At 36.2% G+C, this 15,219-nt stretch carries 14 protein-coding genes; 8 read left to right on the top strand and 6 right to left on the bottom strand.

Translation table 11 applies throughout. The annotated features are described in order from the left end of the window. Window positions 1–12: 12 nt before the first annotated feature. From FKR84_RS00960 to purN, 3 genes are all read right to left on the bottom strand, one after another. A complete protein-coding gene (locus FKR84_RS00960) occupies window positions 13–936 on the bottom strand; it encodes a PfkB family carbohydrate kinase (RefSeq protein WP_141420308.1) in 924 nt (307 codons plus the stop codon). Between the two features lie 187 nt (window positions 937–1,123). Beyond that, on the bottom strand, window positions 1,124–1,753 hold the full coding sequence (locus FKR84_RS00955) for a ribonuclease H1 domain-containing protein (protein WP_141420307.1): 630 nt from the start codon (window positions 1,751–1,753) through the stop codon (window positions 1,124–1,126). A gap of 6 nt (window positions 1,754–1,759) precedes the next feature. Next, window positions 1,760–2,350 carry a phosphoribosylglycinamide formyltransferase gene (gene purN, locus FKR84_RS00950; protein WP_233357619.1) on the bottom strand — a complete coding sequence of 197 codons (591 nt, stop codon included), beginning with the start codon at window positions 2,348–2,350 and terminating at the stop codon, window positions 1,760–1,762. A gap of 149 nt (window positions 2,351–2,499) precedes the next feature. Here purN and FKR84_RS00945 point away from each other — a divergent pair, with 149 nt between their 5' ends. From FKR84_RS00945 to FKR84_RS00920, 6 genes are all read left to right on the top strand, one after another. After that, the gene (locus FKR84_RS00945) at window positions 2,500–2,736 is read left to right on the top strand and encodes an acyl carrier protein (RefSeq protein ID WP_093141106.1); all 237 of its coding nucleotides are present in this window, start codon (window positions 2,500–2,502) and stop codon (window positions 2,734–2,736) included. Window positions 2,737–2,748: 12 nt separating this feature from the next. Beyond that, complete coding sequence (gene fabF / locus FKR84_RS00940) at window positions 2,749–4,002, top strand: beta-ketoacyl-ACP synthase II (protein WP_141420306.1); 1,254 nt, start codon at window positions 2,749–2,751, stop codon at window positions 4,000–4,002. 11 nt (window positions 4,003–4,013) lie between these two features. Beyond that, complete coding sequence (gene rnc, locus FKR84_RS00935) at window positions 4,014–4,754, top strand: ribonuclease III (RefSeq protein WP_141420305.1); 741 nt, start codon at window positions 4,014–4,016, stop codon at window positions 4,752–4,754. Window positions 4,755–4,841: 87 nt separating this feature from the next. After that, on the top strand, window positions 4,842–5,327 hold the full coding sequence (locus tag FKR84_RS00930) for an IPExxxVDY family protein (protein ID WP_141420304.1): 486 nt from the start codon (window positions 4,842–4,844) through the stop codon (window positions 5,325–5,327). A gap of 5 nt (window positions 5,328–5,332) precedes the next feature. Beyond that, complete coding sequence (gene pyk, locus FKR84_RS00925; protein WP_141420303.1) at window positions 5,333–6,763, top strand: pyruvate kinase; 1,431 nt, start codon at window positions 5,333–5,335, stop codon at window positions 6,761–6,763. A gap of 116 nt (window positions 6,764–6,879) precedes the next feature. Continuing rightward, window positions 6,880–7,368, top strand: coding sequence for a hypothetical protein (locus tag FKR84_RS00920; RefSeq protein WP_141420302.1), 489 nt, complete (start codon window positions 6,880–6,882; stop codon window positions 7,366–7,368). Here FKR84_RS00920 and dinB read toward each other — a convergent pair. Further along, complete coding sequence (gene dinB / locus FKR84_RS00915) at window positions 7,365–8,450, bottom strand: DNA polymerase IV (protein ID WP_141420301.1); 1,086 nt, start codon at window positions 8,448–8,450, stop codon at window positions 7,365–7,367. The genes FKR84_RS00920 and dinB overlap by 4 nt on opposite strands. 140 nt (window positions 8,451–8,590) lie before the next feature. On the opposite strand from dinB, the gene FKR84_RS00910 reads away from it, so the two are divergent. Together FKR84_RS00910 and FKR84_RS00905 are read left to right on the top strand one after the other, a co-directional pair. Next, the gene (locus FKR84_RS00910) at window positions 8,591–10,078 is read left to right on the top strand and encodes an MltF family protein (RefSeq protein WP_141420300.1); all 1,488 of its coding nucleotides are present in this window, start codon (window positions 8,591–8,593) and stop codon (window positions 10,076–10,078) included. 6 nt (window positions 10,079–10,084) lie between these two features. After that, window positions 10,085–10,552 carry a CYTH domain-containing protein gene (locus FKR84_RS00905; RefSeq protein WP_233357618.1) on the top strand — a complete coding sequence of 156 codons (468 nt, stop codon included), beginning with the start codon at window positions 10,085–10,087 and terminating at the stop codon, window positions 10,550–10,552. Between the two features lie 92 nt (window positions 10,553–10,644). Here FKR84_RS00905 and FKR84_RS00900 read toward each other — a convergent pair whose 3' ends face one another. Both FKR84_RS00900 and FKR84_RS00895 read right to left on the bottom strand, forming a co-directional pair. Beyond that, the gene (locus tag FKR84_RS00900) at window positions 10,645–12,045 is read right to left on the bottom strand and encodes an efflux transporter outer membrane subunit (protein WP_141420298.1); all 1,401 of its coding nucleotides are present in this window, start codon (window positions 12,043–12,045) and stop codon (window positions 10,645–10,647) included. Further along, window positions 12,045–15,209, bottom strand: a complete 3,165-nt coding sequence (locus FKR84_RS00895; protein WP_141420297.1) for an efflux RND transporter permease subunit — start codon at window positions 15,207–15,209, stop codon at window positions 12,045–12,047. The genes FKR84_RS00900 and FKR84_RS00895 overlap by 1 nt, the downstream gene beginning before the upstream one ends. Window positions 15,210–15,219 lie beyond the last annotated feature (10 nt).

Genomic DNA, 15,219 nt, shown 5'->3' with positions numbered 1-15,219 from the left:
GGGCGTGTAATTTTAGTTTAAGTCTATCTTAAATTGCGTTAAGGATTTAAAAACCTTTAGACGCTCGTCAATTTCTTCATCAGAGAGATTTAGCATTCGTTCTGTGCCAAATTTTTCTACGCAAAACGACGCTAAGTTAGAACCGTAAATAATTGCGTTTTTCATGTTTTTAAAAGAGGTGTTATTGGTTTTTGCCAAATAACCGGCAAAACCTCCTGCAAATGTATCGCCAGCTCCGGTTGGATCAAAAACTTCTTCTAAAGGCAAAGCAGGAGCAAAAAACATTTGATTGTCATGAAAAAGCAATGCGCCGTGTTCTCCTTTTTTAATAACCACAAATTTTGGACCCATTTTCTCTATTTTCCGGGCAGCTTTTACCAACGAGTATTCTCCCGAAAGCTGTCTGGCTTCTTCGTCGTTAATGGTTAATACGTCTACTTTTGCAATAACTTTCAGTAAATCTTCCAGTGCATTGTCCATCCAGAAATTCATAGTGTCTAAAGCTACCAGTTTCGGATTTTTTACTTGTTCCAAAACGCTTAATTGCACCAATGGGTGCAGATTACCCAACATTACAACTTCTGCATCTTTGTAATTTTCTGGTACTTTGGGCTGAAAATCTGCCAAAACATTTAATTGTGTGTCTAAAGTATCGCGTGTGTTCATATCGTTATGGTAACGCCCGCTCCAGAAAAATGTTTTACCTCCTTTTACAACTTCCAGACCTTCTAAGTTTACATTTCTGTCTTTTAAAAGTTGCATATAATCTTGTGGAAAATCATCTCCAACCACCGAAACAATTGCGCTGTCTACCCCAAATTTTTCGGCTGCTAAGGCAATATATGTGCCGGCGCCGCCTAATATTTTATCGGTTTTTCCAAAAGGGGTTTCTATCGCGTCAAAGGCTACGGTGCCCACAATTAAAAGCTTGCTCATGTTTGTTGTTTTTTGCAAATATAAGGTGTTTTTCAAGGAATAATTAATAGGAAGATGTTTTTTAGTACAATAGCTTAAAAATTACCAAAGAGCCTTCAAGTAGAAGGCTTGATTATTTAAACTTTACGGAAGAAAAAATTCTAAAATTTATTAGGTTTAGCTTTTCCGTAAAGCAATTTAAACTTCGCTATTTTCTGCCAAAATCTGCTGGAATTTCTCCCCAGGTCTTGGTGTTCCACTTTATAATGCGGTTTTGATAGTTGTTTTTTTGCAACCAGGTTTCGGCTCTTTTTATCAAATCAAATAGAGCTGCATTTTTGGCATTTGGTGTTAATTTAGTATTGCATTTTCTTTTGCGTACCCAAGCCATGGCGGTTTTAGAATCTGTATAAATAATATAATTGCTGTCGTTTTTTTGCAAAAAAGCGAGCCCGTGTACAATAGCCAAAAATTCGCCAATATTATTGGTGCCTTGGGCAAACGGTCCTTGTTTAAATAGTTCTTTGCCTGTTTTGGTAACCACGCCGCGATATTCCATTTTTCCCGGATTTCCGCTTGAAGCGGCATCTACGGCAATAGATTTAAAGTTTACTTCCTTTAATTTTTTGTGTGTTTGTTGTGCAGTTGTAGCTTTTGGTTTGCTTTTGTAGTCTTCAAACTTCCCGTCAAAGGCTTTTTTTGCTAATTTCAAATCGGGGAAAGCTTTGTATTGCGCGCCTTTAAAATTATCTATTTGTTCTTTGCACGCTTTCCAAGATTGATAAATGCCAGGTTGCTTGCCTTTCCAGACCACGTAGTATTTTTTGGTTTTGGCCATACTTGCTTATCGGTCTAAAAGTTTTTCGATTACTTTAGGGAAATGTTTGTGTTCCAGTTTTTTTATTTTCCGCGTAAGCGAAGTTAATGTGTCGTCTGGAGTGATTTTTACTTTAAATTGTTTTATTATTTCGCCTTCGTCATATTTCTCATTGACATAATGAAAACTTATTCCTGTTTCTGTTTCTTTATTTTCTAAAATAGCTTTGTGCACACGCTCACCATACATGCCTTTACCTCCATATTTTGGCAAAAGCGCCGGATGCACATTAATAATTTTATTAGGAAAAACCTCGATTATCTTTTCTGGCATTTTCCATAAAAATCCTGCTAGCACTATTAAATGCGGATTTGCATCTTTAAGTACATTTAAAACTTCGTTGGTTTCATAAAGTGCAGCGCGATCAAAATGCAAAGCATTTACTTCTAGATCGTGTGCGGTTTGTAAAACTTTTGCTCTAATGTTGTTAGATAATACGTGCACTACCTCTACAGCATCTGTTGCTTGAAAGTATTCTATAATATTTTTTGCATTGCTTCCTGCTCCCGAAGCAAAAATTACAATTCTTTTGGGAGAATAGGTTATATTTGTATCCAAAACGACTGAAATTAACAATTATTAAAACGTAAAAATAGTTACTCTATTTAAAATTATGTAAATTGACGCCACATTTTTGGTATTAAAACTTGTTTTAAACTAAAGTTTTTTATTTTTGCCACTTAATCAAATTTAAAAATTAAAAGATTATGTCAGACATTGCATCAAGAGTAAAAGCAATTATCGTTGATAAATTAGGAGTTGACGAGAATGAAGTTGTAAACGAAGCAAGCTTCACAAACGATTTAGGTGCCGATTCTTTAGACACCGTAGAATTAATTATGGAGTTTGAAAAAGAATTTGATATTCAAATCCCAGATGACCAAGCAGAAAACATCGCTACGGTAGGTCAAGCTATTTCGTACATTGAAGAAGCAAAAAAATAACAAGCTATAACTATGGAGTTAAAGCGAGTAGTAGTTACAGGTTTAGGTGCATTAACCCCAATTGGTAACAATGTTGAAGAATATTGGGACGGGTTGGTAAATGGTAAGAGTGGGAGCGCTCCCATAACCTATTTCGATACCGAAAAATTTAAAACGAAGTTCGCTTGTGAAATTAAAAACTTTGACTTCAAATCGTATTTTGACCGCAAAGAAATTAGAAGGTTAGACAAATTTGCTCAATATGCTTTAATAGCTTCTGATGAGGCTATAGCCGACTCTAAAATAGATTTAGAGACAGTAAATAAGCATCGTGTTGGGGTAATTTGGGGCGCCGGAATTGGTGGCTTGGAAACATTTCAAGAAGAAGTGAAGAATTTCGCAAATGGAGACGGAACTCCTCGTTTTAACCCTTTCTTTATTCCCAAAATGATAGCAGATATTGCTCCTGGTAATATTTCTATCAAACACGGCTTTATGGGGCCCAATTACACAACGGTTTCTGCGTGCGCATCTTCTGCTAATGCAATGATAGACGCTCTCAATTATATAAGATTGGGATATAGCGATGTAATTGTAAGCGGAGGGAGCGAGGCTGCCGTCACACAAGCCGGTATGGGTGGTTTTAATGCCATGCACGCTCTATCTACCAGAAACGAAGATATGGAAAAAGCTTCCAGACCTTTTGATGCCACTAGAGATGGTTTTGTTTTGGGAGAAGGTGCCGGAGCTCTTATTCTAGAAGAATATGAGCACGCTAAGGCAAGAGGAGCAAAAATTTATGCAGAAATAGTTGGCGGCGGAATGTCTTCTGACGCTTACCATATGACAGCGCCACATCCGGAAGGAACAGGTGTTGTTGCAGTTATGGAAAACTGTCTGCAAAATGCCGGTCTAAAACCCGAAGATGTAGATGCCATTAATACCCACGGTACTTCTACGCCTCTAGGGGATGTTGCAGAACTAAAAGCGATTAAAAAAGTTTTTGGCGAACACGCAAAATCTATAAATATCAACTCTACCAAATCTATGACAGGTCACTTATTAGGTGCTGCAGGAGCTATAGAGGCAATTGCTTCTATTTTGGCTATGCGCGATAATATTGTGCCACCTACTATTAATCACGAGGTAGCAGACGAGAATATTGATCCGGAATTGAATTTGACCCTAAATAAAGCGCAAAACCGCGAGGTGAATATTGCTATGAGCAATACTTTTGGTTTTGGAGGGCATAATGCTTGTGTTTTATTTAAAAAATTGGGCGAGTAAACCCGCTTTTTATGAGCCTTATAAGTAATATATTAAGTTCCCGTTCTAAAAAGGACGGGAATTTTTTTTCGGCTATTCAAGATATTATTGGTTTTAAACCCAAAACCATAAAACCTTATGAACGCGCTTTTATTCATCGTTCTTTAAATAAAAAAGACGAGCACGGGAACGCATTAAATTATGAACGTTTAGAATTTTTGGGAGATGCGATGCTTAGCTCTATCATTGCAGCATATTTGTTTGATGAAGTGCCAGAAGGTAATGAAGGTTATCTTACTAAAATGCGCTCTAAAGTGGTGAGTAGAAAGCACCTTAATGAACTGGGGAAAGACCTAAATTTACTAAAATTTGTAAAAACCAATTTACCAAAAGAGCATTTTGGCGAGAATATTCATGGTAATCTTTTTGAGGCTTTGGTAGGTGCTATTTATCTAGATCGTGGTTATAAATATTGCGAAAAATTTATTTATTCTCGAGTAATCAAGCCTTATGTAGATATTGAGCAGCTAGAAGGGAAAATTATAAGCTATAAGAGTTTATTGATAGAATGGTGCCAAAAAGAAAAAAAAGATTTTAATTACGAAATTTACGAAGATACTGGCAAGGCAGAAAATAAACATTTTGCCGTAAAATTATGGATTGATGGTAAAGTTGTGGCCAAAGCCAGAGCAACTTCCAAGAAGAAAGCGGAAGAAAAGGCATCTAAAAGAAGTTATTATGCGCTGCAAACCCATATAAATACCAGTCATTAAATTGTAAATTTTACTATAACTTAACAACATTGTGCCGGTTTTTGTTCGTAGATAAATGTATCTTTATTGGCAAGAATATGAGGTAATATGGCAGTAAATAAACTTTTCTTAACAGATGTATATAACGATGACTATAAGCTTATAGCAATCCATTCCTCTTTAGAAGCTTATAAATTGGCTTTTTTTATTAATCAGTATCTAGAAATACAACTTAAGCGTGAAGAAGTAGATGTAGATTTTACCCACGAACACTCTATTGGCTTTTATCCGCTTTATTACCATTATTGCACAGCTACCGGATGCGATTTTAATTTGGTAGCTAATAAATGTAGAGCTAATGCTACCAATTTACAAAGCAATGGTAGTTTATTTCCAAAATCTGGAAGTGCTCAACTTACCTATCTAGTGCCGGAATATAAATGGGCAGACTTTTTTTTCAAAATAGACGACTTTTCCAAATTGGTAAATGTGCCATCTCTTGTAGAAAAAATTAATACCATTAAGCAAGTTGTAACTGCTTATGAAGTAGTTACCTCTACTTTAAAATCTAAACAAAATTTAATCTTTAACTAATACTAATGCAAACGCAAAAAAAAACAAAGATAGTAGCTACTTTAGGACCTTCTACCAGCAAAAAAGAGGTTTTAAAAGCAATGTTGCAAGAAGGCGTAAATATCTTTAGAATAAATTTTTCGCACGCCAATTATAAAGACGTACAACAAAAAATTAAAATTATACGAGAGCTTAACGAAAAGTATAATTTTAATGCTGGAATATTAGCAGATTTACAGGGGCCAAAATTGCGAGTAGGAATGATGAAAGAAGAAGTGGTGGTTTCTAAAGGAGACCGTATACGTTTCTTAACCGGAGAAGAATTTGAAGGCAACGCGCAAAAAGTGTATATGAATTATGATGCTTTTCCTAACGATGTAAATCCTAAAGAACACATTTTACTAGATGATGGAAAGCTCATTTTTGAAGTAATAAGTACTAATCGAAAGAATGAAGTAGAAGCTAAAGTAATTCAAGGCGGTCCACTGCGCTCTAGAAAAGGTGTAAACTTACCCAATACTAATATTACTTTACCAGCTTTAACAGAAAAAGATGTAGAAGATGCCATTTTTGCTATCCAGCAAGAAGTAGATTGGCTGGCATTGAGTTTTGTAAGACGATCAGACGATTTGAAGGTGCTTCAAAAAATTATAGAAAAGCACGGTACGCATAAAATTCCTATTATAGCAAAAATAGAAAAACCCGAAGGCGTAAAAAATATAGATGAAATTATAGCGTTCTGTGACGGAATTATGGTAGCGCGCGGAGATTTAGGCGTAGAAGTTCCGGCTAATGAAGTACCGTTAATTCAAAAGGAATTGGTGTTAAAAGCTAAAAAATCTAGAATACCCGTTATTATAGCTACACAAATGATGGAAACTATGATTACCAGTCTAACTCCAACTAGGGCAGAAGTAAACGATGTAGCCAACTCTGTTATGGATGGAGCCGATGCGGTAATGCTTAGCGGAGAAACTTCGGTTGGGAAATATCCTGTAGAAGTAATTCAGAAAATGACGCAAATTTTAAAAAGCGTAGAAAACTCTAATTTAATAAACGTACCACACGACCCGCCCAATATTATTACCAAACGCTACTTAACGAAATCTGTATGTTACCACGCCTCATTAATGGCCAACGAGATAGATGCCAAAGCAATTTGTACGCTTACTAACTCTGGCTATACGGCGTTTCAAATTAGCGCTTGGCGACCAAAAGCACATATTTTAGCATTTTCTTCTAACCGCCGAATTTTAACCCAGCTAAGTCTGTTATGGGGCGTTAATGCTTATTATTACGATAAATATGTTAGTACAGACGAAACGGTAGAAGACGTAAACCAAATTGCGTGCGATAAAAATTTTGTGACTAAAGGCGATTATATTATTAATTTGGCAGCCATGCCCATCGCAAATAAAGGAATGGTAAATACCTTACGGGTTACAGAAATAGAGTAATTGCATTAATAATTTCCCTTTACGGAAAACATAAAACGCATATATTTTGTAGATGCCAAATAACTCTAGAGCGATAAGCCATTGTAATAAATAAAGAAGCGAAGATTTCTCAAAGTATGAAAAAAGTAATTTATAAATTCTTGGCTCTACAAGGAGCTTTAATGGTGGTAATCTATTTTGTGGTAGATTACTATTTTTTCAATAAAGGCCACAATTTTATAGAAAGTTTGATTACTGCTGTCTTGTTTTCGTTGGTTTTACTTTTTGTTTTTCCGCTGGTTTTAAAACTTTTCGGAAAGTTACGCAAGCAAAAAAATTATACTTTGCAAGAAGGAGAAAAGTTACTATTGCAAGCAGAGGTTGCAATACCAGCCTATATGTCTGTGCAGAAAACCTACTTGAAGCTTACCAACAAACATTTACTATTTTTACAAGGCAGAGAAGAACAAGTCTACCCTTATAATAAAGTGAAATTGGTAGATAACAGAAACTTGTTAAATAGTGAAGAGCACACTTTTTATTTAAGTTTAGATACAAGAAAAAACATTTTATTTATAACCAACCACAAAGAAAAAATTTTAAAAATCTTGCGTTCTAAAATTTAGAAGTTAAACTTTAATTGTTGGTAAGTATCTTTTCTCTCGTTTTTATCTTGGAGATTGGTATTTAAATTAGATAAAGACAAACCCAATAATCGGACAGAATTTTTTAATTTTTCTTGGTATAAAAGTTCCTTTGCAATTTCTAAAAAAGCCTCTTTAGAGGCAACAAAATGTTCTACGGTTTTACTTCTGGTCTGTATACTAAAATCGCTATATTTTAGTTTTAAAGTAATGGTTTTCCCTGCCAATTGCTGTTTTTTAAGACGGTTTTCTACTTCCGTTGCAATATGTTCTAATTTTTCTAAGATATAAATTTCAGAAGATATATTTTCCGTAAAGGTGCGTTCTGCACCCAAAGATTTTCTAATGCGGTGCGGTTTTACTTCACTCAAATGTATACCGCGTACTACATTATAATAATGCTTACCGCTTTTGCCAAATTGCTTTTCTAAGAAATCTAACTCTTTTTTCTTTAAATCTGCCCCGGTAAAAATTCCCAGACTATACATTTTTTGTGCGGTAACTTTTCCTACGCCGTGAAATTTTCTAATTTCCAGTTTCTCTAAAAATGCTGCTACCTCTTCCGGATGCACGGTTTTTTGTCCGTTTGGTTTATTAAAATCGCTGGCAATTTTAGCAACAAATTTATTTATAGAAATTCCTGCAGAGGCATTAAGTCCTGTTTTTTCTTTTATTTCTTTACGGATTTCTTCCGCGATAAGCGTAGCACTGCCAAGGTCTTTTTTATTATGGGTAACGTCTAAATATGCTTCGTCTAAAGATAATGGTTCAACCAAATCTGTATATTCAAAAAATATAGAACGTATGCTTTTAGAAATTTCCCGGTAACGGTCAAAACGGGTTTTTACAAAAATTAAATGCGGACAAAGTTTGGCAGCCAATGCCCCGCTCATTGCACTTTTTACACCAAATTTACGCGCTTCATAACTTGCTGCTGCCACAACACCGCGCTTGCTTCCGCCGCCAACGGCAATTGCTTTTCCGCGCAAATCCGGGTTGTCCAGCTGTTCTACAGAAGCGTAGAAAGCATCCATATCTACGTGAATTATTTTACGGGAATCCATTTCCCTGCAAAGGTAAAATAAGTTTTAAGATTTGATGCGCAAGAACTTGCTTTGCTACCCGCTACAAGTGTTAAATCTACGCTTTTTATAACTTATTATTTTTTTTCGTACCTTTTCTCATAACTTTCAACAGCTTGCCTATGCATCATTTTTCCTTTTCTAAACTCCTATATTATTTTATTACTCTTTTATTTTTGGGCTTTTTAAGCGCTTGCAAAAATAATCCCGCAACAGAAAAATCTGTAGAAGAAAATATGGCCGGAATACCGTCTGTAGAAAGAGATTTTGAGACAATTAAAAGCGATGGCAAACTAAAGGTAATTACCATTTATAACTCTACGGGCTATTTTATTTATCGTGGTAAACCAATGGGTTTTGAATATGAATTGGTAGAGCAATTGGCAGAAGATTTAGGTTTGGAGTTAGAAATTAAAGTAGCCAAAGACATAGATCAGCTTTTTAATATGTTAAATAGAGGCGAGGGAGACTTGATTGCGTATGGTTTATCTATCACAGAGGCAAGAAAAAAAACTATACAATTTACGCAACCATTATATCTCACACATCAAGTTTTGGTACAAAAAAAGCCTGCCAACTGGCGGCGTTTACCACGCTATAAAGTAGAGCGGCAACTTATTGGAGATCCTGTAGATTTAATTGGCGAAACCGTTTATGTGCGTAGAAATTCATCTTATTTTGAGCGACTAAATAACCTTGAAGAAGAAATTGGTGGTAGCATTAACATAAAAACCCTTCCGGGGAAGAAAACTACAGATGAAATTATAAAATTGGTGGTAGATGATAGTATAGAATACACCATTGCAGATTATAACGTGGCGTCTATTAACCAAACTTATTATCCTATTTTAGATATTGAAACAGAGATAAGCTTTTCGCAAAGAGTAGCTTGGGGCGTAAGGAAAAAGTCGCCGGTTTTAACCAAAAAAATTAATCAATGGATCAAAAACATCAAGAAAAAAGACTTTTATTATGTGGTTTACAACAAATATTTTAAAAATAAGAAATCATACCGACGTCGTATAAAAAGTGAATTTTATAGCAAAAACGAAGGTAAGATAAGCGTTTATGATGCTGCCATAAAAGCCAATGCCCAAAAGTTAGGTTGGGATTGGCGATTGCTTAGTTCTTTAGTATATCAAGAATCTAGATTTAAACCAACAGAAAAATCTTGGGCCGGCGCAGGTGGCTTAATGCAAATTATGCCTGCTACCGCCAAAGATTTGGGAGTGGCCAATGTAAACAACCCTACCGAAAATCTGCGTGCCGGCAGTCTTTATCTTAAGCAAATGCAAAGTAAATTTGAAAAAGTTACAGATAGTGTTCAAAAAATAAAATTTACGATGGCGGCATATAATGCCGGCTTGGGTCACGTACGCGACGCCCAACGACTAACCAAAGCTGCAGGAGAAAATCCGCTGCAATGGGATGACCACGTAGAAGATTTTATGCTAAAGTTAAATTCTAGAGAATATTATTCACGACCAGAAGTAAGATACGGTTTTGTGCGTGGGAGAGAACCCTTTTTGTATGTAAAAGAAATATTTTTGCGCTATGAACATTATAGAAAATTAATACCACTAGAACCCTCACCCGAACAAGAAATTTAAATAATTATGCAGGAAATTGAACGTAAATATTTGGTAAAATCTAATGTATATAAAGAGCTTGCACACACTTCTTTTTCAATTATACAAGCCTATTTAAATTCTCATCCAGAGCGTACTACCCGTATTCGTACAAAAGGAGAGCAAGCTTTTATAACGGTAAAAGGAAAATCTTCTGCAGATGGTGCTTCTAGATTTGAGTGGGAAAAAGAAATTGAACTTAGTGAAGCAAAAGAGCTTTTAAAACTTTGCGAAAAAGGAAAAATAGAAAAAACCAGGTTTTTGGTAAAAAATGGAAATCATACCATAGAGGTAGACGAATTTTACGGAAATAATAAAGGGCTAACCCTAGCAGAAATAGAACTCAACTCTGCAGACGAAAGCATAAATGTTCCCGATTGGCTTGGTAAAGAAGTTACCGGAAAACCGGAATATTATAATTCCGCTATAGCGAAAAACCCTTATAAAAATTGGTAGATTAAAAGGTTATAAAAAAAGAGCTTTCTACAATTTCTTGTAAGAAAGCTCTTTTAACACTAACCAAAAAAAATCAATCAAAAAATCATCTTCTATTGCCAACCACCACCTAGCGCGCGGTATAAATCTACCATAGAATTTAGTCGGTTATACTTGGCATCTATTACACCCAATTGAGAATTTAAAGCATTTTCTCTTGCTGTTAATACTTCTAAATAATTGGCTAAGCCGTTGTTTAGTAGCTCTTCAGAATAGTCTGTGGCATTTTTATATGCTTGGTATTCTTTTTCTTTTAAATCTATCTTTTGCGAAGCTGCTTTGTAAGAATACATAGCGTCAGAAACTTCTTTGCTGGCTTGCAAAATAGATTCTCTAAAACGCAGCCTTGCTTGTTCTTGTTGTGCTTGCGCTACTTCAAACTGGGTGCGTATTTGTCTTTTATTAAAAATTGGTTGCGCAATGCCCGATACAATGTTGGCAAAAAGCGAATTTGCATTTAGCAAATTATCTAATTCTAAACTTTGAAAACCACCACTTGCAGAAATAGTTAACGATGGGTAAAAGTTACTTCGTACCACGTTGGTCATTTCAAAAGCATTTCTATAGGCATATTCGGCAGCCATTACATCTGGTCTGTTACTAAGCAATTGTGCCGGTACACCGGTATTTAAATCTAACATGATTTTTTGCTCTTCCAACTCTGTACGCGGAATAAACATAGGTGCTTCTCCTAATAAAATAGATAAGCTGTTTTCTAGTAACCTGGTTTGCTTTTGTAAATCTACCAAAATTGCTTGGGCGGTATAGAGTTGAGCTTCTGTTTGTTGCACACCAACTTCTGTCACGTTACCTGCCTCTTTTAAGGCTTTTGTAGTTTCTAAACTGTTTTGGCGGTTACTAATGGTTTCTTCGGTAACTTTTATCTGTTCGTCTATAGCTAATAATTGGTAATATATAGAGGCTACATTGGCAATTAAACGGGTTTTTACAGCTTTGTGTGCTGCTACACTTTGTAAATAGTTGGCTCCAAATGCTCGTTTTTGACTTCTTATTTTTCCCCAAATATCAGCTTCCCAAGATAAGTTGGCAGCCAATTGGTATTGGTCTGAAGAATTACTTAAGAAAGAACCTAGCTGGCTGTTTTCTGAGTTTTCTTGGTGTGTCCACTGCGCATTCACGCCTAGAGTCGGAAAATAACCGGCTTTGCCTTGTTTTAAATAGGCTTCTGCAGCCATAATTTGCTGTATAGCCACCCGAATATCTATATTGTTTTGCAAGGCCGTCTCTACGTGACCTTGCAAAACATCATCTTCAAAAATTTCCCGCCAAGAGATAGTTGCCATCGTAAGACTATCTGTAGGAATTTCGTCTGTTCTATAATTTGCTTCTTCTACCACTTGAGGTTTTTCGTACTCTTTTGCGGCAAAACATGAGACCAACAAAAAAGGTAACGCGCCCGTAAATAAAATGGTATATATTCTGTTATTTTTCATTACTTGTTAGTTTCTGATATTTGATTTGTCTCCTTTTTTTCTACTGCTTCCGGTTTACCGGAAACTTTTTCTTGCAAGTATTCAAAGAAAATATAAAGTATAGGAATTATAAAGACTCCCAGAATAGTACCAATTAGTAAACCTCCTACAGCACCGGTGCCAATAGAGCGGTTACCTTCGGCTCCAATTCCGCTTGCAAAAACCAATGGTAATAGACCAATAATAAATGCTAGTGAGGTCATTAAAATAGGGCGTAATCTAACTTTTGCACCATCTAAGGCAGCATCTACAATACTCATGCCTTCCCTTCTTCTTTGCATAGCAAATTCAACAATAAGAATAGCGTTTTTTGCGAGTAGACCAACCAACATAATTAATGCAATTTGGAAATAAATATTTGCTTGTAATCCCATTAAATTGGTAACCAGATATGCTCCCATTACCCCAACAGGTAAAGAGAAAAGTACTGCAAAAGGAATAAAATAACTCTCGTATTGTGCAGATAGAATAAAATAAACAAAGACAATACTTAGCAAAAATATAAATAAAGCTTGCGAGCCGGCATTTACTTCTTCTCGTGTTAAACCGGAATAATCTATCCCAAAATCACTAGGTAATTTTGCTGCCTCTTGTTGAAGCGCTGCAATTGCATCTCCAGAAGAATAACCCGGCGCCGAAGCACCACTAATACTGGCAGAGTTAAAAAGGTTAAATCTAGTAACCTGCTGCGGACCGTATACGCGGTTTAATTCTATAAATTCTGTAATAGGAGACATTTCGCCACTAATGTTTCTTACGTACATAGCATTTAAATCTGCTTTTTTTGCCCGGTCTTCCGGTAAAGCTTGTATGTAAACGCGATATTGTTTACCATATCTAGAAAAATCTGCTGCATAAATACTACCTATATAACCTTGTAGGGTACCAAAAATATCGCTAACAGATACACCGGCTTCTTTGGCTTTAGGAATATTAATATCTAATTGGTATTGCGGGTAGTTGGTGTTAAACGAACTTTGTGCGTAAAGAATTTCGGGTCTACCGGATAAAGTGGCCAAAAATTCTTGTGATTTTCTATCGAGTTCTTTAAAACTACCACCACTGCGGTCTAACAATTGAAATTCAAATCCTGCCGAAACTCCAAAACCGGGTATACTTGGCGGAGCAAAGAAAATCATTTCTGCACCGGGTATTTGTGCACCAATACCAAACAATTTTCCGGTAATGGCTTCCGCCGAAACCTCATCGCCTTCTCTTTCTTCCCAAGGCGCCAAACGTATAAAGGCAATAGCAAAGTTACTTCCTTGTCCGCTAATTAAACTAAAACCATTTACTACGGTAACACCGGTAACGCCGTCTAGTTGGTTTACCCTTGTTTTTAAATTGTTAGTAATAGCAACTGTACGGTCTAATGTAGCTCCGGCCGGCAATTCTATATTGGCAAAAAGCACTCCACGATCTTCGTTAGGAACAAAACCGGTTGGTGTTTTTTCTACCCCATAGTAAATTCCGCCCACGGTTAATAAAATTACTACCGGAGTAATCCATTTATGTTTGTATAAAAACGATAAACTGCTTACGTAGCGATTGGTGGTTGTCTCGAAAGCAGTGTTAAACCTGCTATAAAATTTCTGTAACCAACTCTTGTTTTTGTCTTTTTCTTTCTCGTGCTGAGGTTTTAAAAATAGAGCACAAAGCGCAGGACTCAAAGTCAAAGCATTTACTGCCGAAATTGCAATAGCCACAATTAGGGTAATCCCAAATTGCTCATAAAAAACCCCTGTAGGACCGGTTATAAAAGTAACCGGAATAAATACCGCGGCCATTACCAAAGTAATAGAAATAATAGCTCCGGTAATTTCATCCATTGCGGTTCGCGTGGCAGAAAGTGCCGAGTCTGCACCTTCTTCTAACTTAGCGTGTACGGCCTCGACGACGACAATGGCATCATCTACCACAATACCGATAGCCAATACTAAAGCGAACAAGGTTAATAGGTTGATAGAATAACCAAATAGGTTAAGGAAAAAGAACGTACCAATAATAGAAACCGGTACGGCAATAGCCGGAATTAAAGTAGACCTAACATCTTGTAAAAAGATAAATACTACAATAAATACCAAAATAAATGCTTCTATTAAAGTAGTAATTACTTTACTGATAGAAGCCTCCAAAAACTCATTGGAATCTAAGTTGATATAAACTTCTAAGCCTTCCGGGAAATCTTTTTCTGCGGCATCCAGCTTTTCGTGTATTTGCTGAATAATCTCTTGCGCGTTAGATCCTGGAGTTTGGTAAACCGCCATATTAATTGCAGGATAACCGTTGGTAGTTGCGTGCGTACTATAACCTTCAGCATCTAATTCTACATCGGCAACATCAGATAAACGCAAATACTCTCCTTGGTCTAAAGCTTTTATAACAATACTTCTGTACTGATCTTCGGTTTTAAAACGACCGCTGTATTTTACTACATATTCAAAAGCTTCTGCGTTGTTTTGACCAATAGATCCTGCAGCTGCTTCCAAACTTTGCTCGTTAATAGCTTTGGTAACATCAGATGGTATTAAGCCATAAGCTTTTAATTTTTCCGGTTTTAACCAAATTCGCATGGCATAGGTTTTACTACCAAAAACAGATACATCTCCAACCCCGTTAATACGTTTTAACTCCGGTAACAAATTAATGTTCAGGTAGTTTTGTAAGTAAGTCGAGTTGTATTCTTCGTTTTTAGAAAGCACCGCCAAGAACATCAAAGCACTGGTTTGCTGCTTTTGGGTAATTACCCCAGATTGGGTTACTTCTCGCGGTAATAAAGGATTTGCCCTGGCTACACGGTTTTGCACGTTTACCGCTGCAATATCGGGATCATAACCTTGTTTAAAGAAAACCTGAATTTGCGCCCGACCGCTATTACTGGCAGTAGAAGTAATATAATCCATTCCTTCTACCCCATTAATTTGTTCTTCTATAGGAATAATTACACTCTCTAGAACCGTTTCTGCGTTAGCACCCGGATAATTTGCTGTAACTTGTACAGTTGGCGGGGCAATATCTGGATATTGCGAAACCGGTAAACTGGTAATACCAAGTATACCTAAAATTACTATGATAATTGAAACAACCGTCGATAAAACAGGTCGTTCTATAAATTTCTTTAACATGAGAATTATA

It is taken from the genome of Haloflavibacter putidus, from assembly GCF_006546625.1.
GTDB lineage: Bacteria > Bacteroidota > Bacteroidia > Flavobacteriales > Flavobacteriaceae > Mesonia > Mesonia putida.
This window is presented reverse-complemented; position numbering and strand designations above follow the sequence as displayed.